This is a genomic window from Promicromonospora sp. NPDC050249 (assembly GCF_040656015.1).
GTDB lineage: Bacteria > Actinomycetota > Actinomycetes > Actinomycetales > Cellulomonadaceae > Promicromonospora.
This window is the reverse complement of the sequence record NZ_JBFAKY010000008.1, coordinates 160,947-179,161: the sequence shown is the minus strand read 5'-3', so window position 1 is coordinate 179,161 and position 18,215 is coordinate 160,947. Positions and strand designations below refer to the sequence as shown.

Below are 18,215 nucleotides of genomic sequence, written 5' to 3'. Positions count from 1 at the left end.
CGCGCGAATGTGCGAGCGCTGAGAGCGCCGTTCTGTCCCCCGGCCCGCTGAGGGCCGTTCGAACTCCTCCGAGCTCGCCACGTTGCTGATGGCCGTGGCCCGCCGTCATCCCTCGGCCTGCGTCAGACGCAGACCCCACGCATCCTGAGCACAGGCATACCCGCGCCCGTGCGCCCTTGAGAGGACCACCCATGTCTCGCTTCACCTCTGTCCTGGCCACCGGCCTCGCCGCCGTCACCGCCCTCGCCCTGAGCGGCTGCGGCGCAGGGGACGACGCCACGGCCGCCGCCGGCACCGCCGAGGACCCAGTACGCATCGGCGTCGTCAACTCCGGCGACGACTACTGGGACACCTTCACCGGCCTGGCCGAGGAGGAGGGCATCACCGTCGAGCTCGTGAACTTCAGCGACTACCAGCTGCCCAACCAGGGCCTGACCGACGGTGACCTCGATCTCAACCAGTTCCAGCACCTGCAGTTCCTCGCGGGTTACAACACGGCCTCGGGACAGGACCTCACGCCGATCGGCGCGACCGCCGTCTACCCGCTGGGCCTGTACTCCCAGAAGCACGACAGCGTCGAGGCGATCCCCGACGGCGGCGAGATCGCGATCCCCAACGACGCCACCAACCAGGCTCGGGCGTTGCTCGTGCTCCAGGAGGCCGGGCTCGTCGCCCTGCGTGACGGCGGCAGCGCGTTCTCCACGCCGGCCGACATCCTCGAGGACGAGTCACGCGTGACTGTCACCCCGGTCGACGCCGCCCAGACGGCGCTCGCGCTGCAGGACGTCGACGCCTCGATCATCAACAACGACTTCGTGGGCGACGCCGACCTGACCGCCGAGGACGCCATCTTCTCGGACGACCCGGACTCGTCCGCGGCCGAGCCGTACATCAACGTGTGGGTGGCGCGGGCGGCCGACGCCGACAACGAGGTGTTCCAGCAGCTCATCGAGATCTACCACTCCCCGGAGGTCGAGGAGGGCGTGCTCGAGGCCTCGGGCGGCACCGGTGTCATCAAGGACAACCCGGCCTCCGAGCTGCAGGAGATCCTGGCCGGTATCGAGGCGGACGCCTCCTGATGTCTGCCGCGACCGGAGCTGCCGTCGGCAGCATCGTGCGGTTCGAGGGCGCCTCCAAGGTGTTCCCGGGCCGCGGGCGGGGCGCCGAGGTGCGTGCAGTCGACGATGTCACGCTCGACATCCGCGAGGGCGAGATCTTCGGCGTCATCGGTCAGTCGGGTGCCGGCAAGTCCACCCTGGTCCGGCTGATCAACGCGCTGGAGCGCACCACAGGGGGCGACGTCGTGGTCGACGGTGTCGCGCTCGGCGCCCTGAACGAGGCCCGGCTGCGCCCCGTGCGGGCCGGGATCGGGATGGTGTTCCAGCAGTTCAACCTGCTCGCCTCCCGGACCGTCGCGGGGAACGTCGCGTACCCGCTCGAGGTGGCAGGCTGGCCGCGCGCGCGGCGGGAGGCTCGGGTGGCCGAGCTGCTCGACTTCGTCGGTCTCTCGGAGAAGGCGGGCGTGTACCCGTCCGCGCTGTCGGGCGGGCAGAAGCAGCGCGTCGGTATCGCGCGAGCCCTCGCCACGAACCCACGCATCCTGCTCGCGGACGAGGCCACGTCGGCCCTCGACCCCGAGACCACGCGCGACGTGCTGGACCTGCTCCAGCGCGTCAACCGGGAGCTCGGCGTCACCGTGGTCGTCATCACGCACGAGATGGACGTCGTGCGCTCGATCTGTCACCGCGTCGCCGTGATGGATCGCGGTCGGGTCGTCGAGGTGGGCGAGGTGTACCAGGTGTTCAGCGCCCCCGCCCACGACGTGACCCGGCGGTTCGTCGCCACCGCGCTGCGTGACCGGCCGTCGGCCGAGGTGCTGGCGCGCCTGCGTACGCGGCACGCGGGGCACATCGTGACGGTGGGTGTGGACGAGGTAGCGGGTTCGTCGGCGGGACTCACGCGCACGCTGCGTGAGCACGGCGTCGACGGGACCGTCGTCTTCGGTGGCATCACGGAGGTCGCGGAGCGGCCGTACGGGTCGCTGACCGTCGAGCTCGTCGGTCAGGCGGATGCCGTCGAGGCGGCTGTTACGGCGCTCCGCGACGTCACCTGGGTGGACGACCACGGGACCGCCGCACATCCGCGTGAGGTGACAGCGGGCGGCGTCGTCCGGCAGGAAGAAACACCGAGTGCCGACCGGGGTGACACACCGGACCTGCGGGCGCCGAGGCGGCCCCGGCTCGGTGGCGGGCCGTTCGGCGGGCCGACCGGATACACGGAAGGGAACGAGCTGTGAGCTGGGATCAACTGACGCCGCTGCTCTGGGACGCAGCCGGCCAGACCGCGTACATGGTGCTGATCACGCTGCTCGTGGGCGGCTTCCTCGGGCTCGCCCTCGGCCTCGGGCTGTACCTGACCCGACCCGGGAACCTGCTCGGTAACGGGGTGGTGTTCGCGGTGCTGAACGTCGCCGTCAACGTGGTGCGGCCCATACCCTTCATCATCTTCCTGGTGGCGCTCGGGCCGCTGACCCGTGCCGTCATCGGCTCGACGATCGGCATCGAGGCGTTCACCTTCGCGATGTGCTTCATGGCGACGTTCGTCTTCGCGCGGCTCGTGGAGCAGAACCTCGTCTCGATCGACCCGGGAGTGGTCGAGGCCGCTCGGGCCATGGGCGCGTCGCCCTTCCGGATCGTGCGGACGGTGCTGGTACCGGAGGCGCTCGCCCCCCTGATCCTCGGCTACACCTTCCTGTTCGTTGGTGTGCTCGACATGTCCGCGATCGGCGGGTACCTGGGCGCCGGTGGGCTGGGCGACTTCGCGATCGTCAACGGCTACCAGCAGTACGACTGGGCGGTGACCGCCGTCGTCGTGGTGATCATCGTGGTGATCGTCCAGGCCGTGCAGTGGCTGGGGAACGGGCTGGCGCGGCGGGCGCTCAGACGATGAGGTGCCGGCTGCTGGTCCGTGAGGTGGTAGAAGTACACCCATGACGGATCAGCAGCCAGGCCCTTACTACGCACAGACGCCCGGCGCCCCGCAGGGGTACGCGCCACCGCAGGTGCGCGAGATCAGCGTCAGCTACCGGCGGTGGGCCAACATCCTGGTCTGGGGCGCGGTGGTCATCGCGGTGCTCGTCGTGGTCGCGGCCGTGGTGAGTGTCGTGTTCCTCGCCCAGGCGGACGCCGACTCGTCCAAGTCCGCGCTCGGCTACCTCGCGATCGTCCTCTGGGTCGGGATCATGGCGGCCGTCCCGGTCCTGCTGGGAGTCGGCATTCCCGGGCTGATCATGAAGCTGCGTGTACGGCGGCAGGACCGGGCATCGGCCGGTCGGTAACGGCCCCTGATCAAACCTGTGGAGGGCTGTCCTCCACGTGTCAGTGAGGCCGTCTATCGTTGCGGGGGTGAGCACCGCCCTATACCGCCGCTACAGGCCCGAGACGTTCGCCGAGGTCATCGGCCAGGACCACGTCACGGGCCCCCTCATGCAGGCCTTGCGCAGCGGGCGGGTGAACCACGCCTACCTCTTCAGCGGTCCACGAGGCTGTGGAAAGACGACGTCGGCACGCATCCTCGCCCGCACGCTCAACTGCGCGAAGAACACGCCCGAGTCGCCGATCGACACCCCGTGCGGCGAGTGCCCCTCGTGCGTCGAGCTGGCGCGCGGCGGCTCCGGCTCGCTCGACGTGGTGGAGATCGACGCGGCGTCGCACAACGGTGTGGACGACGCCCGTGACCTGCGTGAACGCGCCACGTTCGCGCCGGCTCGCGACCGGTACAAGATCTTCATCCTCGACGAGGCGCACATGGTGACGCCGCAGGGCTTCAACGCGCTGCTGAAGATCGTCGAGGAGCCACCGCCGCACATCAAGTTCATCTTCGCGACCACGGAGCCGGACAAGGTGATCGGCACCATCCGGTCACGGACCCACCACTACCCGTTCCGGCTCGTCCCGCCGGACGTGCTGTCCCCGTACCTCGAGCAGCTCTGCGCCGCTGAGCAGGTAGAGGTGACGAGCGGAGTGCTCCCGCTGGTCACGCGTGCGGGCGGCGGTTCGGTACGCGACTCCCTGTCCGTGATGGACCAGCTCATCGCAGGCGCCCCGGACGCGGTCGTCGACTACGACCTCGCGGTCGGCCTGCTCGGCTTCACGCACGCGACCCTGCTGGACGACGTGGTCGACGCGCTCGCGGCACGCGACGGCGGTTCGATCTTCCGGGTGGTCGACCAGGTCATCGTGACGGGGCACGAGCCGCGCCGGTTCGTCGAGGACGTGCTGGAGCGCCTGCGTGACCTCATCGTCATCGGCGTCTCGGGCGACGCTGCCAGTGCCGTCCTCCGGGGCATCCCGACCGACCAGCTCGACCGCATGCGAACCCAGGCCGGACGCCTCGGGGTCGCCGAGCTCTCCCGGGCCGCCGACCTCGTGAACGCGGCTCTCACCGAGATGACCGGCGCCACGTCACCGCGTCTGCACCTGGAGCTGCTGTGCGCTCGGTTGCTCCTGCCCGGAGCTGACGACGGTGCCGCGGGCTTCGCCGCGCGTATCGACCGGCTCGAGCGTGGCGGGATCGTCGCTACCGGAGCAGCCCCGGCCGCACCCGGACCGGGACAGGGCACGGCATCGGTCGGCGCAGCATCGGGTGGCACGCCCCCGCAGGAGCCGACGGCGGGCGGGCTTGCCGGGGCGGCTGCCGCGCGTGCAGTGCTCGACGCGCGCAAGAAGCGGGGCGAACCAAGTCAGTCCGCTGCGACGGAGCCGGCTCGCCCCGCACCTGAGGCTGCTCCGGTCACTCCTGCTGCCGCACCCGAGCCAGCACCCGAGCCGGCGCCGGCGCCGGCGGTCGAGGACGCACCCGCGCCAGCGGCGGCCGCAGAACCGGAGCCGGTTGTCCCGGCGTCGGCACAGGCCGCACCCACTGCGGAGTCGGCCGTCACGACGGAGACGGTCCGGCGGCGCTGGCCGGAGGTGCTCGGCTCGCTCGCCGCTGCGCGTGTGACTTGGTCGCTCGTGGGCCCTAACGCACAGGTCGCCTCCCTGGAGGGCAACACGCTGAAGCTCGGCTTCGCGGCCCCCGGCCTGGCCCGCACGTTCTCGAACGCACGGCACACCAGCGCGGTGGAAGAGGCGGTCTACCAGACGCTCGGCATCCGGGTCCGGGTCGAGGCGACTCTCGACGAGGGGCCGTCCGGCGGCGGCGCGGCGTCCGGCGGTGGAACCTCCGGCGGAGGCCCGTCGGTCGGGGCGTCGTCGGGTGGCGGCCAGACCGAGGGCGGCGTGGGTCCCGGGTCGGACCAGCCCAGCGGCGAGGCGCCGGCGCCGGCCACTGTTCCGGCGCCCGACTGGCCCGACGTCACGCCTCCCGGCGGGGCCTCGGCCACGGTGTCCGCCACGTCCGCGTCGGCCGATGCGGTGGCCGTCGTGGGTGTCACCGCGACGAGTGCGGTCGGCGGCGGTTCGTCCGGCGGGTCGGCGGCGCTGGCTCCGGCATCGACCCAGGGGAGCGTCGCGGTCGCCGAGCGTCCCGAGCCTTCTCGGCCCCGGCCGGCAGGTCCCGAGGCTGGTCGCCCGGAGCCGTCCAGGCCTGCCGCTCGCCCGCCAGCGGCGGCGAGCGCGGCCGACGAGGCCTGGCTCTCGGGGGCCAGCGCGACCGAACCTCCCGCTGACTACGACATGCCGGAGCCCGAGCCGGTCTACGAGGACCAGGCCCCGGCACAAGCTTCAGCACCGGCGCCAGCCTCCCTGTCCGGGGCGGGCAGTGCACGCGAGGCCTTGCGGCAGGCGAACGAGCGCCGGGCGCGAGCCGCGAGCGGTGCCGCCCCCGAGTCCCGTGGGACCACCGCGGACGCGGGCGCGAGCGCGCCTCGAACGGCGGTCGCCCCGGCCGGGGAGCCTGACTTCTACGACGAGCCGTCCGCCGACGACCCGGACATCGCGTCGGCCGGCATGGTCGGCGTGCCGCTCGTCGTGAAGGTCCTGGGTGGAACGGTGATCGAAGAGATAGTCGAGCAGTCGTGAGCGGGGACGACGCCGTCGGTCCGATCACGACGCTGCGCATCGTCGCGGCGGTCGTCGAGCGGTCGGACGGGCGGCACCTGCTCGTCCGCAAGCGAGGTACGCAGACGTTCATGCAGGTCGGCGGCAAGATCGAGCCGGGTGAAGAGCCACTGGCCGCGCTGGTCCGCGAGTTCGAGGAGGAGGTGGGCCTGCGGCTCGAGCCGGCGGACATCGAGAGCATCGGCAGGTTCGGGGCGCCGGCCGCGAACGAGCCCGACCACATCGTCGACGCGCACGCCTACCGGGTGCGTCTGCGGCCAGGCACCGAGATCGCCGTCCGGGCAGAGCTCGAGGAGCTGGTGTGGATCGATCCTGCCGACCCGGTCGCGAGCTACCCCCTTGCGCCGCTCTCCCGGGACCTGCTGATCGCCGCAGGGCACTGAGTTCAGCCCTGGGCCCGCTCGGCCCGGAGCTGCGCCACCAGTGCGGCGCGTTCACGCTCCATACGGCGTCGGGGGTCAGTGTCGTCCGCCTGCTGGGCGGGTCCGGCCACGGTCAGGAGCAGCCAGTTGAGCCGCCACTTGAAGCGGTATCCGAGGGTCAGACCGTCGCGGTCGCGCATCTCGTTCCTCCATTTGCTTGGTGTACCAATAGTTTGCACACAAACTGTTAGTCTGGTCAATATCCGAGAGGAGCGACATGACCGCCACATCACAGCCCGACGCCGCAGCCGCCGACGACCTCCTGGCTCTCGACCGCCAGGTCTGCTTCGCGCTCGCCGTCGCCTCGCGCAGCGTCATCGCGCTGTACCGGCCGCTGCTCGAACCGATGGGTATCACGCACCCGCAGTACCTGGTCATGCTTGCCCTGTGGGAGCGGTCGCCGCTGTCCGTCAAGCAGCTCAGCGGGCTGTTGCAGCTCGACCCCGGCACCCTGTCACCCCTGCTCAAGCGGCTCGAGGCGATCGGCTACGTGACGCGCCGCCGCGATCCCCGCGACGAGCGGGCGCTCGCCGTCGAGCTCACGGAGGAGGGCCGCGCGCTGCGCGAACAGGCGCTGCTCGTGCCGCCGGCGATCATGACGCGGCTGGGCATGTCCACCGAGGAGCTCCAGGTGCTGCACCGCAGCCTCACCCGGGTCATCGCGGCGGCTGCCCCGTGAGTCGTGGCCGCCTGCACCACGTCGAGCTGTGGGTCCCGTCCCTCGATCGCGCGGAGCGGTCATGGGGCTGGCTCCTCACAGCACTCGGCTACACGGAGCACCAGCGGTGGGGCGCCGGCCTGAGCTGGATTCTCGACGGCACCTACGTCGTCGTCGAGCAGAGCCCTGCCCTGGCCGCCGATACCCATGACCGGCTCGCTCCGGGCCTCAACCACCTCGCGTTCCACGGCGGCACGCGCGACGAGGTGGACCGGCTGGTCGCGGCGGCGCCGGAGCACGGCTGGGCTCTCCTGTTCCCCGACCGGCATCCGCACGCCGGTGGACCGGACCACTACGCCGCCTACCTGGAGAACGGCGACGGCTACGAGGTCGAGGTCGTCGCGGACTGACCATCATCGGACAGGCATGTCAGAGGCTCCTGGCACACTTCCGTCCATGCCCGACGACGTCACCCACCCGCCCGCGTCCGCCCGTTCCGTGGGGGAGCTACGGGCTCTGGTCGAGGCCGGAACCGCCGTCAAGTACCTACATTTCTGGGGTCATGCGCCCGAGCCCGACGGGAGTCCCGGTAGGGGCAGCCTGAGCCAGTGGTTCGAGGCGCCGTTCGTCGTGGACGGCGACCGCTATCGCACCGCGGAGCACTGGATGATGGCGGAGAAGGCGCGCTTGTTCGGCGACGCGGACGCGGAGGCCTCGGCGATCGACGCCGCCAACCCCGCGCTGGCCAAGGCGGCGGGGCGCATGGTCCGCGACTTCGACGACGCCGTGATGGAGGCCAGGGACCGGCTTCGGGGCTGAGTCGCTGGACGGGTCGGCCGGTTCGAAAAGATCGCGACTCCACCGTCGCTCCGCCGCTACGTTCCATGCATGCGCAACATCCCTGGCTCGATGGATCCGGACGTCGTCCGTGCCATCGACGCGCGCCTTGACCGTGTCGAGAAAGAGCACGACGTCAGAGTGCTGTGGGCGATCGAGAGTGGTAGCCGCGCCTGGGGATTCCCGTCGCCGGACTCGGACTACGACTGCCGCTTTTTCTATGTGCACCGCGCCCGCGACTATCTGAGCCTGCGCACGCGGCGCGACGTGATCGAGACGCCCCTCGACAAGGTCTTCGACGTCAACGGCTGGGACGTCCGTAAGGCCCTCGGACTGATGGTCAACGGCAACGCGACGGTGGGGGAGTGGCTGCGCTCGCCGATCGTCTATCGCGGTGACGTGGCTTTCCGCGACGATCTGCTGGCTCTGGCCGAGGACGTCGTGGACCAGGACGCGCTGAGGAAGCACTACGTGCATGTGGCCAGGAACAACCTGGCTCTGCTGGCCTCGAGCGGTGTGGCAAAGAAGTTCTTCTACGCGTTGCGTCCGGCTGTCACGCTGCGCTGGATGAGGTTGCGGGAGACCACCGCACCGCCCCCGATGGATCTGCCGACGCTCGCGGCGGAATCCGCGCTTCCCGAGGGTCTCGGCGCGCTCGTCGACGAGCTGATCGGTCGGAAGTCGCGCACCCGGGAGATGGGCTCGATCGTGGTGCAGGACGCCCTCCTGGAGTTCGTCGAGGCGGAGCTGCGGACGGCGGAGGCGATGCTGCCGGACTCGAGGCCACCGGGAACGGGCGAGGCCCGGGAACGCGCGTGGATCCTCGCGGAAGAGGCCTTCCGACGGCTGATCGGTGATCCATCGGGCGCTGCCCTGGCGGGCTGATCCGCCGAGTCCGCCACACGTCGGGTGTCGGTGGCTCGTGGCACAGTCGGTCCATGGCCAACCTCCGGATCGCCGAGCTCACGACGGACAATCTCTTCGCGGCCATGCAGCTGCCACCTCAGCCACCCGACAAGGAGCCCGTGGCGCCGGTCGCCTGGTCGGTCGCCGAGGCGTACGTCAATCCCACCGCATGGCCAAGGGTGGTCCTCGACGGCGACGAGGTGGTCGGCTTCGTGATGGCGAACTGGAACCCGGACGAGGAGATCCCGGAGTTCCGGGCAGGGATCTGGCGACTCAACGTGGCACGCGAGGCGCGGAAGCGCGGGGTGGGCCGGTTCGCGGTGGAGCAGGTCGCCGAGGAGGCCCGGCGTCGCGGGCTCGACCGCATCTCCGTCCTGTGGGTCCCGGGTGCGGACGGGCCCGAGGAGTTCTACCTGCGCTGCGGCTTCCGCAGGACGGGGAACATCCTGTTCGACGAGGTGGTGGGAGAGCTGCTGCTCTGACACGCGGCCTGTCGAAGGTCAGCCGTCAAGCCAGCCCCGGACTCCGTCGAGCAGCTGCCGCCGCAGGCCGGTCGGCGCGTGCGACGCCTGGACCGAGGCCGCAGCGATGACCGCGAGCTCTGCGTCGGAGCAGACCTCCCGCACGATCTCGTACTGGCCCAGCACCCCGACCCCGAACAGCAGGGGGTCGTCGCTCGCGAGGGCGACAGGGACGCCGCCTGCCAGCAACGCCGGCACCGCGGTCAGGGCGGGCGTGACGCCGAACGGCGGGTACGACGTCGGGCACACCTCGAGCGTCACCTGGCGCTCGGCGAGGAGCGCGACCACCGACGGGTCCTCGAGCGCCGTCAGCCCGTGCCCGATGCGTGTGGCGCCCAGCAGCTCGACGCAGTCACGCACGTGCCACGCGCCCTCGTAGAACCCGGCGTGCGGTACGCGTGCCAGCCCGGCGTCGGCCACCAGCCGGTAGGCCGGGACGAAGTCGCTGACGCGGCCACGTCGCTCGTCGTTCGAGAGCCCGAAGCCCAGCACGCCGTCCGGCGCGTACTTCACCGCGAGCCCGGCGATCCGCTCCGCGTGCGCGGGCTCCGCGCCCCAGCTCGCCGCGAGGATCACGCCGACCGGCAGGCCGCGAGCGGCGTCGAGCAGTGCCTCGACCACAGCCTCCAGCGACCCGAGCCATTCCGCGTAGGACGTCGGATCGACCTGCAGCTCGGTCCAGCCGACGCCGTCGGCGGCATCCTGTTCCACTGCCTCATGGACCACGCGCGCGATGTCCTCGGCCGAGCGGACCGCCGCGCGGGCCGTGTCGTACCGGGCCTGGAACACGTCCCAGCCGTGCACCACGCCGGGCTCGATCGCCACGGTGGGGAGCGCCGGCAGCCCGTAGCCGGTAGCCAGCTCGGCGGCGGTCGACGGCCGCATCGACCCCGTCAGGTGCAGGTGCAGGTTCGCCTTGGGCAGCGCGCGCAGGTCGCGGGGCATGCCAGGGAGTCTGGCACGCCCCGCGCTGCAACCCGACCCCGGCTGCCGGACTGAGGCCTGGCCCGGGTATCGTGCCCCGCATGTCTCGGATCCTGCCCCGGTCCACCCCGCTCGCCGAGGGTGTCGAGCCTGCAGCGGTGCGGCGCCTGATCGACAGCCTCGACCGCATCGAGGACGTGCACGGCGCGCTGGTTCTGCGGCACGGCCGCGTCATCGCGGAGGCCGGGTGGCATCCGCACACCGCCGACCGGCCGCACACGATGTTCTCGGTGAGCAAGAGCTTCACGTCGACGGCGGTCGGGATCGCGGTCCACGAGGGGCTCCTGACGGTGGACGACGCCGTGCTCGACCTCCTGCCGGACGACGCTCCCGCCGACCCGGGCGAGCACCTCCGCGCCATGCGCGTACGCGACCTGCTGACCATGACGACGGGCCACAGCGCCTCGACCATGGAGGGCATCAACCGCACGATCTCCCTGCCCGGCGCAGGCTGGGCCCGCGCGATCCTGGCGCAGCCGGTGAAGCACCAGCCGGGTACGCGTTTCGTCTACAACACCGGGGCGACCTACCTGCTCTCGGCGATCCTGCACCGGCTGACGGGCGAGCGCCTGCTCGACTACCTGACGCCGCGCCTGCTGGCGCCGCTCGGCATCACGCACGCCACGTGGGAGCAGGACCCGGACGGCATCGACACGGGTGGGTTCGGCCTCTCGATCACCATCGAGGAGATGGCCGCGTTCGGCCAGCTCTATCTGCAGGGCGGTGTCTGGGAGGGGAAGCAGCTCGTCCCGGCCGAGTGGGTGGCGGCAGCGACCGTGAAGCAGGTCGAGAACGGCCCGAGCGACTCACCCGACTGGAGCCAGGGCTACGGCTACCAGTTCTGGCAGTGCCAGCACGGTGCCTACCGGGCCGACGGCGCGTTCGGTCAGTACATCCTGGTCTGGCCGGAGAGGGACATGGTGATCATCACGACGTCGGGTCTGTCGGACCTGCCGTCGGTGCCGGAGGCGGTATGGGACGCGTTCCTGCGCGACGACGCCTGGGCCACGCCGGCGGACGCCGAGGCCGCGACGCCAGAGGAGGAGGCCCCGCTGGAGCTCGCGCTGCGCACGCAGGCCGGGGCGGAGTCCACCCCGGTCGAGGACTCACTCCTCGGCGTGACCTACGACCTCGATCCGAACCCGCGGGGCTTCACCGCTCTCACTCTCGGTCGCGGCGCGGACGGCCGGACCGAGGTGACCTTCACGGTCGAAGGTGTGGACCATGTGGTGCCGTTCGGCTATGAGGAGTGGAGCCCGGGAACCAGCGCGTTCCTGGGTGCGCCGGCCGACGTGGCGACCGCGGCGGCCTGGACCGACGAGCTGACACTGCGCGGCCGGATGATCTTCCTCGGTACACCGTTCGAGCTGCGCCTGGAGCTGCGGTTCTCCGGCGAGGACGTGGCCGTGCTGGTCGACCAGAATGTCGCCTTCGGAGACCGAGGCCTGCTGGACGTCTCCGGCAAGGCGCGCCGGACCTGACACCGGACTCATCCCCGGGGCTGACGGCCGCAGGGCCTTGGCCGCGCTAGTGTCCCGACATGACACCAGACGGTGGTATCCGCGCGCACGGCGTGCGGCGTTCGTTCGGTCCGGTGCACGCGGTGGCCGACGTCGACCTGGTCGCCGCACCGGGCCGCGTCACCGCGCTCATCGGACCCAACGGGTCGGGCAAGACGACCCTTCTGCTCATGCTTGCCGGTCTCCTGGCGCCCGATGCGGGGAGCATCCGCATCGCCGGTGCCGACCCGGTCACCGAGAACTACGCGGCCCGCTCGCGGACCGGCTGGATGCCCGACGTGTTCGGCACCTGGGACTCCCTCACGGCGCGTGAGGTGCTGACGACCGTCGCGGCGGCGTACCGGCTCCCCGCAGCCGCCGGCCGGGACCGCGCGAGCGAGCTGCTCGCGCTGGTACACCTCTCCGAGCTGGCCGACCAGCCCGCGCACGTCCTGTCCCGCGGCCAGAAGCAGCGGCTCGGCCTGGCCCGCGCGCTGGTGCACGACCCCGACGTCCTGCTCCTCGACGAGCCCGCCTCAGGTCTGGACCCGCGCTCCCGGGTGGACCTGCGCGTGCTGCTCCGGCAGCTCGCGGCCGAGGGCAAGACGATCCTGGTCTCCTCGCACGTGCTCACCGAGCTCGACGAGATGGCCGACGACGCGGTGTTCATCTCGCGCGGACGCACCGTCGACACCCGGTCCGTGGCCGACGGCGACCAGCCAAGGGCGTGGCGCCTGACCGGCCTGGACCCCGTGGCGCTCGCGGCCTGGCTGGACGAGAACGGTCCCGCCTATCGCAAGGAGGCAGACGGGCCCGGTGTCCTCGTCGACCTGGCTGGGGACGCCGCGGCCGCCGCGCTGCTGCGGTCCGCCGTCGAGGGCGGCGTCGCGGTGTCGAGCCTCGCCCCGGCCGGCGGCGTGCTGGAACAGGCCTACCTGGCCCTCGAGGAGGAGCGACGATGAGCGTTGACGTAGAGGTCGCCGGACCCGCGCCGGCCGACGGCGGAACACCCCGCGGGCGCGGCACCTGGTCCCTGTCCTGGCACGGCCTGCGGACCGTGACCGTGCTGGAGCTGCGGCAGCGCGTGCGCTCGACACGATGGAAGACCGCGCTGATCGTCTGGTTCGTGGTGGTCGGCCTGATCACGCTGCTGACCACCGGTGCGTTCCAGATGCTCTCGGGCGACACGGCCACGACCGGGGGCGTCTCGTACGGCGGGACGGTCTACAGCATCGTCGTCGGGTTCGTGCTGTTCCTGGGCCTGCTGGTGGCGCCGACCCTGTCGTCGGGCGCCATCAACGGCGACCGGAACGCGGGCACCCTCGCGACGCTGCAGGTCACCCTGCTGTCGCCCGCCGAGATAGTGCTCGGCAAGCTCGCGGCCGCCTGGATCGCGGCGCTCGCCTTCCTCGTCGCGAGCATCCCCTTCCTCGTCTGGGCGCTGCTCGGGGGCGGCGTGCACTGGTTCGCGCTGCTGACCACGGTGCTCATGCTGGCGCTGGTGCTGGGCGTCGTCTGCGCCATCGGGCTGGGCTTCTCTGCCCTGGTGAGCAAGACGTCGGGGTCGGCGGTGCTGACGTACCTGACCATCGGCGCGATCACCGTGGCGCTGCCGATCCTGTTCGGCCTGCTGGTACCCGTCACCAGCACCACAGAGAAGGTCGAGGTCTGGGACATCGAGGCCGGCTACGACTGGGAGGAGACCACCGCACCCGAGTGCGAGTGGCAGACGCACGAGATGCCCGTGTGGCACAGCGAGCGCACCTGGTGGCTGCTGGCCCCGAACCCGTTCGTCGTGGTCGCCGACGCACAGCCCCTCCGGGGCGACGTCGAGACGCTGGCGAACGAGGGAAACATGCTCGCGACGCTCCAGTACGGCGTCCGGTACGCGCGGACCGGTAACACGGGCCCGCAGGACTGGTGCAGCGAGTTCGTGTACGACGAGAACGGCCGAGAAACCCGGCCGGACTCCCCGGTGGAGCCGGTCCAGGTCACCGACCAGCTCGTGTGGCCGTGGGGCCTCGGGTTCGACCTGCTGCTCGGCGCGGCGGGCGTCCTCGTGGCGGTCAACCGCCTACGGATCCCGACGGCCGAGCTGCCGCAGGGCACCCGGGTCGCCTGAACTCGGTCAGGAGTGGAGGGCGTCGTACTCCGCCTCGGCGGCTACGTCGTCCTCCACATCGAGGCGCACGTGCGCCAGCAGCCCCTGCAGCACGCGCAGGGCGGACGCCGCGCGCTCGCCCCACAGCGAGAAGTAGGAGAACTGCCACCACCACAGGGCCTCGAGCTCGTGGCCGCTGTCGAAGTGCTGCAGGCCCTTGGCCAGCGCCTCGGCGACGCACGCGAGGTCGCCGGACAGCGACGCCGAACCGGTGTCCTCGCTGAGTACCGGGTCCACGACCTCGGTGTAGTCGTCGAAGCCGTCGAACATCTTGGACAGGGCCTCGCGCAGCGGGTCGAGGTCGGTGTCGGGCCCGGCGTCGGGCTCGTAGCGTTCCTTGGGCACCACGTCCACGATCGCGGCGAGCCGCGCCCCCGCGGCCAGCAGGTCGGACGACGCGAGCACGAGCAGCGAGAGCTCCGCCCCCGGCATCCCTCCGGACGCCACCTGGGTCACCGTCGAGAGGAACGTCCGTGCCTGTGCGGACACCTGGTCTGCGACCTCGCTGAGGTCCGACCCAGGGGTTATCTCACTCATCGTGATCCCACCTACTTGTCGTTGCCGATGACACGGCGGCCTTCGAACGCGCGACCGAGCGTCACCTCGTCCGCGTACTCCAAGTCTCCACCCACGGGGAGACCCGAGGCCAGCCGCGAGACAGTAATTTCCATGTGACCCATCAGTCGGGAAAGATAGGTCGCCGTGGCCTCTCCCTCGACGTTCGGGTCGGTCGCGAGGATGACCTCCTGCACCCTCCCGTCCGCGAGCCGGGCCAGGAGCTCGCTGATGCGCAGGTCGTCCGGGCCGACGTTCTCGATCGGATTGATGGCGCCGCCGAGCACGTGGTAGCGGCCCCGGAACTCGCGGGTGCGCTCGATCGCGACCACGTCCTTGGGCTCCTCCACGACGCAGATCACGTCGTCGCTGCGCCGCGGGTCGAGGCAGATGCGGCAGCGCTCCGACTCCGCGACGTTGCCGCAGAGCTCGCAGAACCGGACGCGCAGCTTCACCTCGTTGAGCGCGTCGACGAGCCGTTTGACCTCGTCGTTGTCGGTCGCGAGCAGGTGGAACGCGATGCGTTGCGCGCTCTTGGGCCCGACGCCGGGAAGCCGGCCGAGCTCGTCGATCAGGTCTTGGACCGCGCCTTCGTACACAAGAGGTCACCCTACGGGTCGGCACCGACATGCGGGCCGCGAGGCTGGTACGTTCCCCGCGTGACAGACCCCGAGGTGCGGACCGGGAAGTTCCTCGCGGCGCAGTGGCGCCGGCTGGTGATGCTCAACTACGAGGCGGACCCCGCCGTACTGCGGCCGCTCGTGCCGCGTGGCGTCGAGCTCGACACGTGGGGCGGCCGGCACTTCGTCAGCGTGGTCGGGTTCCAGTTCCTCGACACCCGCCTGCTCGGCGTCCCGGTCCCGTTCCACCGGGACTTCGACGAGATCAACCTGCGGTTCTACGTGCGCCGCCGGGCGGACGACGGTTGGCGGCGCGGCGTCGTCTTCGTCAAGGAGATCGTGCCGCGCCCGGCGCTGGCCGCCGTCGCCCGCGTCGTCTACGGCGAGAAGTACGTGGCGCGGCCGATGCGGCACCGGATCGACCTCGCCCCCGACCGCGACACGCCGGACGGCGTCGTGGAGTACTCGTGGCGCGACGCCGGAGCCTGGCACCACGTCCGGGCGACCACCCAGGGCAGCGCGCAGCCGCTCGTCGAGGGCTCCCAGGAGCAGTTCGTCACCGAGCACTACTGGGGCTACGCCGCGCAGCGGGGCGGCGGCACCGTCGAGTACCGCGTCGAGCACCCGAGCTGGCACGTCTGGCAGGCCGCCGACCCGGGCCTCGAGTGCGACGTCGAGCAGGTGTACGGCCGCGCGTTCGTCGAGAGCCTCACCGCCGAACCGGCCTCGGCCTTCGTCGCCGACGGCTCTCCCGTCGTCGTCCGCCGTGGTACGACGATGTAGGACGAGCCGTCGTTCGAGCACAATGCATCCGTGCCCGACCTTGATCTCCTCACCATCGTCCTCCTCCTGCTCGCCGGCCTCGCCGCCGGGTGGGTCGACGCCGTAGTGGGCGGCGGCGGCCTGATCCAGCTGCCCGCGCTGCTGCTCGTCCCGGGCATCAGCCCCGTGCAGGCCCTGGCGACCAACAAGCTTGGCAGCATCATGGGCACGTCCACCAGCGCCATCACCTACTACCGGCGGGTCCAGCCGGACCTGCGTACCGCCGGCCCCATGGCGCTCGCGGCCCTGGCCGGAGCGTTCGGCGGCGCGATCGGCGCCTCGTACATCCCGGAGCAGCTCTTCAAGCCGATGATCCTGATCGTGCTCGTCGGGGTGCTGACGTGGACCCTGCTCAAGCCGAACGTCGGCCAGCACGACAACCTGCGGTGGGTCGGCAACGGGCACAAGCGGATCGCCGCCGTGATCGGCCTGCTGATCGGCGCGTACGACGGGCTGCTCGGCCCCGGGACGGGCACGTTCCTGGTCATCAGCCTCGTGAGCGCCCTCGGGTACTCGTTCCTGCCGGCGTCGGCCATCGCGAAGATCGTCAACTTCGCGACCAACGCGGGCGCCCTGATCTTCTTCGTGCCGAGCGGGGCAGTCATCTGGAGCCTCGGCCTCGGGCTGGGCGTGGCCAACCTGATCGGGGCCTACATCGGCGCGCGGATGGCGGTGGCCAAGGGCTCGAAGTTCGTCCGCGTGGTGTTCGTCATCGTGGTGGGTGCCCTGATCGCCCGCCTGGCCTGGGACGTCTTCGCCGGATAGGGCCCGTCGTCCCGCACGGTGAACATCACAGCCGCCCGGGATGCCCGCCGTCGTACCATCGATTCGCAAACCCAACCACCCGGCGGGCCGTTGAAAGAGACGGAGGCCGGCAACGGAAGGCAGGCGCATGGCTCTTGTCGTGCAGAAGTACGGTGGATCCTCGGTCGGCGACGCGCGCAGCGTGAAGCGCGTCGCGAAGCGGATCGCCGAGGCGAAGCGAGCGGGCAACGACGTGGTGGTCGTGGTGAGCGCCATGGGCGACACCACCGACGAGCTCCTCGACCTCGCACAGCAGATCACCCCGCTCCCGCCCAAGCGGGAGCTCGACATCCTCCTCACCGCCGGCGAGCGCATCTCCATGTCGCTCCTCGCGATGGCGATCACCAACCTTGGCGTGAAGGCCAAGTCCTACACGGGCCAGCAGGCGGGCGTCATCACGGACGCGGTGCACGGGCGGGCGCGGATCGTCGACGTCGTGCCCCACCGCATCCGCGAGACGCTGGACAGGGGGCAGGTCGCCATCGTGGCCGGCTTCCAGGGTGTCACCGAGTCCACGAACGACGTCACCACCCTCGGCCGCGGCGGCTCCGACACGACCGCAGTGGCGCTCGCGGCCGGTCTGAACGCCGACGTCTGCGAGATCTACACCGACGTGGACGGCATATTCACCGCCGACCCGCGCATCGTGCCCGCCGCGCGCAAGATCGATCAGGTCTCGTACGAGGAGATGCTGGAGCTCGCGGCCTGCGGTGCGAAGGTGCTCGCGCTGCGCAGCGTCGAGTACGCGCGGCGGTACAACGTGCCGGTGCACGTCCGCAGCTCGTTCAGCGCCCACGACGGCACGCTCGTGGTCGCGGCAGAGAAGAAGTCGAAGGAGAACCCTATGGAAGCCCCGATCATCTCCGGCGTGGCGCACGACCGTTCCGAGTCCAAGATCACCGTCATCGGCGTGCCGGACGTGCCGGGCATGGCCGCCCGCATCTTCGAGGTGGTGGCCGGCGCGGGCGCGAACATCGACATGATCGTGCAGAACGTGTCTGCCGCCGCGACGGGCCTCACCGACATCTCGTTCACGCTGCCCGACGGCGACGGCCCGGCCACCATGGCGGCCCTCACCGCTGTGCAGGGCGAGGTGGGCTTCGACTCCCTGCAGTTCGACGACCAGATCGGCAAGCTCTCGCTCGTGGGCGCCGGCATGAAGTCGCACCCCGGTGTCTCGGCGCGGCTGTTCGGCGCGCTGCGTGACGCCGGCATCAACATCGAGATGATCTCCACCTCGGAGATCCGCATCTCGGTGGTCACCCGCGAGGACTCGCTGGACGACGCCGTGCGCGCCGTCCACACCGCGTTCGAGCTCGACGGCGTCGACGACGAAGCGGTCGTCTACGCGGGAACGGGGCGCTGAC

The 18,215-nt window shown here is 71.1% G+C and carries 21 protein-coding genes; 17 read left to right on the top strand and 4 right to left on the bottom strand.

The features are described from left to right. Positions 1 to 191 precede the first annotated feature (191 nt). The 6 genes from AB0I32_RS08985 to AB0I32_RS08960 all read left to right on the top strand — a co-directional run bounded on the left by AB0I32_RS08985 (position 192) and on the right by AB0I32_RS08960 (position 6,442). Complete coding sequence (locus tag AB0I32_RS08985) at positions 192 to 1,079, top strand: MetQ/NlpA family ABC transporter substrate-binding protein (protein WP_357504969.1); 888 nt, start codon at positions 192 to 194, stop codon at positions 1,077 to 1,079. Then, positions 1,079 to 2,296 (top strand): ATP-binding cassette domain-containing protein, encoded by a 1,218-nt coding sequence (locus AB0I32_RS08980; RefSeq protein ID WP_357504967.1) that lies wholly within the window; start codon positions 1,079 to 1,081, stop codon positions 2,294 to 2,296. Before AB0I32_RS08985 ends, AB0I32_RS08980 begins: the two co-directional genes overlap by 1 nt. Then, positions 2,293 to 2,949 carry an ABC transporter permease subunit gene (locus AB0I32_RS08975; RefSeq protein WP_357504965.1) on the top strand — a complete coding sequence of 219 codons (657 nt, stop codon included), beginning with the start codon at positions 2,293 to 2,295 and terminating at the stop codon, positions 2,947 to 2,949. Before AB0I32_RS08980 ends, AB0I32_RS08975 begins: the two co-directional genes overlap by 4 nt. A gap of 40 nt (positions 2,950 to 2,989) precedes the next feature. Continuing rightward, positions 2,990 to 3,337: a hypothetical protein gene (locus tag AB0I32_RS08970; protein WP_357504963.1), complete on the top strand. Its 348-nt coding sequence runs from the start codon at positions 2,990 to 2,992 to the stop codon at positions 3,335 to 3,337. Positions 3,338 to 3,404: 67 nt separating this feature from the next. Next, the gene (locus tag AB0I32_RS08965) at positions 3,405 to 6,020 is read left to right on the top strand and encodes a DNA polymerase III subunit gamma and tau (protein ID WP_357504961.1); all 2,616 of its coding nucleotides are present in this window, start codon (positions 3,405 to 3,407) and stop codon (positions 6,018 to 6,020) included. Further along, positions 6,017 to 6,442, top strand: a complete 426-nt coding sequence (locus tag AB0I32_RS08960) for an NUDIX domain-containing protein (RefSeq protein WP_357504959.1) — start codon at positions 6,017 to 6,019, stop codon at positions 6,440 to 6,442. The genes AB0I32_RS08965 and AB0I32_RS08960 overlap by 4 nt, the downstream gene beginning before the upstream one ends. A 2-nt stretch (positions 6,443 to 6,444) precedes the next feature. Here AB0I32_RS08960 and AB0I32_RS08955 read toward each other — a convergent pair whose 3' ends face one another. Next, entirely contained in the window at positions 6,445 to 6,621 is a 177-nt protein-coding gene (locus AB0I32_RS08955; protein ID WP_165827327.1) for a hypothetical protein, read from the bottom strand. Between the two features lie 77 nt (positions 6,622 to 6,698). Here AB0I32_RS08955 and AB0I32_RS08950 point away from each other — a divergent pair, with 77 nt between their 5' ends. From AB0I32_RS08950 to AB0I32_RS08930, 5 genes are all read left to right on the top strand, one after another. Continuing rightward, positions 6,699 to 7,160 (top strand): MarR family transcriptional regulator, encoded by a 462-nt coding sequence (locus AB0I32_RS08950; protein WP_357504957.1) that lies wholly within the window; start codon positions 6,699 to 6,701, stop codon positions 7,158 to 7,160. Further along, positions 7,157 to 7,549: a VOC family protein gene (locus tag AB0I32_RS08945; protein ID WP_357504955.1), complete on the top strand. Its 393-nt coding sequence runs from the start codon at positions 7,157 to 7,159 to the stop codon at positions 7,547 to 7,549. Before AB0I32_RS08950 ends, AB0I32_RS08945 begins: the two co-directional genes overlap by 4 nt. A gap of 46 nt (positions 7,550 to 7,595) precedes the next feature. Next, the gene (locus AB0I32_RS08940; RefSeq protein WP_357504953.1) at positions 7,596 to 7,958 is read left to right on the top strand and encodes an NADAR family protein; all 363 of its coding nucleotides are present in this window, start codon (positions 7,596 to 7,598) and stop codon (positions 7,956 to 7,958) included. Positions 7,959 to 8,027: 69 nt separating this feature from the next. Beyond that, the gene (locus AB0I32_RS08935) at positions 8,028 to 8,861 is read left to right on the top strand and encodes a nucleotidyltransferase domain-containing protein (protein WP_357504951.1); all 834 of its coding nucleotides are present in this window, start codon (positions 8,028 to 8,030) and stop codon (positions 8,859 to 8,861) included. A gap of 53 nt (positions 8,862 to 8,914) precedes the next feature. Continuing rightward, entirely contained in the window at positions 8,915 to 9,364 is a 450-nt protein-coding gene (locus tag AB0I32_RS08930) for a GNAT family N-acetyltransferase (protein ID WP_357504949.1), read from the top strand. An 18-nt stretch (positions 9,365 to 9,382) separates the two neighbouring features. Here AB0I32_RS08930 and add read toward each other — a convergent pair whose 3' ends face one another. Continuing rightward, positions 9,383 to 10,348 (bottom strand): adenosine deaminase, encoded by a 966-nt coding sequence (gene add, locus AB0I32_RS08925; protein ID WP_357504947.1) that lies wholly within the window; start codon positions 10,346 to 10,348, stop codon positions 9,383 to 9,385. An 80-nt stretch (positions 10,349 to 10,428) separates the two neighbouring features. Between add and AB0I32_RS08920 the strand changes: the two genes are divergently transcribed. Genes AB0I32_RS08920 through AB0I32_RS08910 form a run of 3 tightly spaced genes read left to right on the top strand, consistent with a single transcriptional unit; the run spans position 10,429 to position 14,008 of the window. After that, positions 10,429 to 11,868 carry a serine hydrolase domain-containing protein gene (locus AB0I32_RS08920; RefSeq protein ID WP_357504945.1) on the top strand — a complete coding sequence of 480 codons (1,440 nt, stop codon included), beginning with the start codon at positions 10,429 to 10,431 and terminating at the stop codon, positions 11,866 to 11,868. A 59-nt stretch (positions 11,869 to 11,927) separates the two neighbouring features. Then, positions 11,928 to 12,848, top strand: coding sequence for an ABC transporter ATP-binding protein (locus AB0I32_RS08915; RefSeq protein ID WP_357504943.1), 921 nt, complete (start codon positions 11,928 to 11,930; stop codon positions 12,846 to 12,848). Continuing rightward, positions 12,845 to 14,008 carry an ABC transporter permease subunit gene (locus AB0I32_RS08910; protein WP_357504941.1) on the top strand — a complete coding sequence of 388 codons (1,164 nt, stop codon included), beginning with the start codon at positions 12,845 to 12,847 and terminating at the stop codon, positions 14,006 to 14,008. The genes AB0I32_RS08915 and AB0I32_RS08910 overlap by 4 nt, the downstream gene beginning before the upstream one ends. Positions 14,009 to 14,014: 6 nt before the next feature. Here the strand turns inward: AB0I32_RS08910 and AB0I32_RS08905 are convergent, their stop codons facing one another. After that, entirely contained in the window at positions 14,015 to 14,584 is a 570-nt protein-coding gene (locus AB0I32_RS08905; protein WP_116677111.1) for a DUF5063 domain-containing protein, read from the bottom strand. A gap of 11 nt (positions 14,585 to 14,595) precedes the next feature. After that, complete coding sequence (gene recR, locus AB0I32_RS08900) at positions 14,596 to 15,201, bottom strand: recombination mediator RecR (protein WP_357504939.1); 606 nt, start codon at positions 15,199 to 15,201, stop codon at positions 14,596 to 14,598. A gap of 60 nt (positions 15,202 to 15,261) precedes the next feature. On the opposite strand from recR, the gene AB0I32_RS08895 reads away from it, so the two are divergent. From AB0I32_RS08895 to AB0I32_RS08885, 3 genes are all read left to right on the top strand, one after another. Further along, on the top strand, positions 15,262 to 16,005 hold the full coding sequence (locus AB0I32_RS08895; protein WP_357504937.1) for a DUF2071 domain-containing protein: 744 nt from the start codon (positions 15,262 to 15,264) through the stop codon (positions 16,003 to 16,005). A 30-nt stretch (positions 16,006 to 16,035) separates the two neighbouring features. Then, the gene (locus AB0I32_RS08890) at positions 16,036 to 16,809 is read left to right on the top strand and encodes a TSUP family transporter (protein WP_357504935.1); all 774 of its coding nucleotides are present in this window, start codon (positions 16,036 to 16,038) and stop codon (positions 16,807 to 16,809) included. Positions 16,810 to 16,936: 127 nt separating this feature from the next. Continuing rightward, on the top strand, positions 16,937 to 18,214 hold the full coding sequence (locus AB0I32_RS08885; RefSeq protein WP_357504933.1) for an aspartate kinase: 1,278 nt from the start codon (positions 16,937 to 16,939) through the stop codon (positions 18,212 to 18,214). Position 18,215: the final 1 nt, after the last annotated feature.

Excerpts from the sequence above, each read along its gene's own strand:
- AB0I32_RS08905 (WP_116677111.1), bottom strand. The coding sequence starts at position 14,584 with ATGAGTGAGATAACCCCTGGGTCGGACCTCAGCGAGGTCGCAGACCAG.
- AB0I32_RS08885 (WP_357504933.1), top strand. The coding sequence starts at position 16,937 with ATGGCTCTTGTCGTGCAGAAGTACGGTGGATCCTCGGTCGGCGACGCG.
- add (WP_357504947.1), bottom strand. The coding sequence starts at position 10,348 with ATGCCCCGCGACCTGCGCGCGCTGCCCAAGGCGAACCTGCACCTGCAC.
- AB0I32_RS08980 (WP_357504967.1), top strand. The coding sequence starts at position 1,079 with ATGTCTGCCGCGACCGGAGCTGCCGTCGGCAGCATCGTGCGGTTCGAG.
- AB0I32_RS08970 (WP_357504963.1), top strand. The coding sequence starts at position 2,990 with ATGACGGATCAGCAGCCAGGCCCTTACTACGCACAGACGCCCGGCGCC.
- AB0I32_RS08955 (WP_165827327.1), bottom strand. The coding sequence starts at position 6,621 with ATGCGCGACCGCGACGGTCTGACCCTCGGATACCGCTTCAAGTGGCGG.
- AB0I32_RS08915 (WP_357504943.1), top strand. The coding sequence starts at position 11,928 with ATGACACCAGACGGTGGTATCCGCGCGCACGGCGTGCGGCGTTCGTTC.
- AB0I32_RS08920 (WP_357504945.1), top strand. The coding sequence starts at position 10,429 with ATGTCTCGGATCCTGCCCCGGTCCACCCCGCTCGCCGAGGGTGTCGAG.
- AB0I32_RS08910 (WP_357504941.1), top strand. The coding sequence starts at position 12,845 with ATGAGCGTTGACGTAGAGGTCGCCGGACCCGCGCCGGCCGACGGCGGA.
- AB0I32_RS08940 (WP_357504953.1), top strand. The coding sequence starts at position 7,596 with ATGCCCGACGACGTCACCCACCCGCCCGCGTCCGCCCGTTCCGTGGGG.
- AB0I32_RS08985 (WP_357504969.1), top strand. The coding sequence starts at position 192 with ATGTCTCGCTTCACCTCTGTCCTGGCCACCGGCCTCGCCGCCGTCACC.
- AB0I32_RS08935 (WP_357504951.1), top strand. The coding sequence starts at position 8,028 with ATGCGCAACATCCCTGGCTCGATGGATCCGGACGTCGTCCGTGCCATC.
- AB0I32_RS08930 (WP_357504949.1), top strand. The coding sequence starts at position 8,915 with ATGGCCAACCTCCGGATCGCCGAGCTCACGACGGACAATCTCTTCGCG.
- AB0I32_RS08950 (WP_357504957.1), top strand. The coding sequence starts at position 6,699 with ATGACCGCCACATCACAGCCCGACGCCGCAGCCGCCGACGACCTCCTG.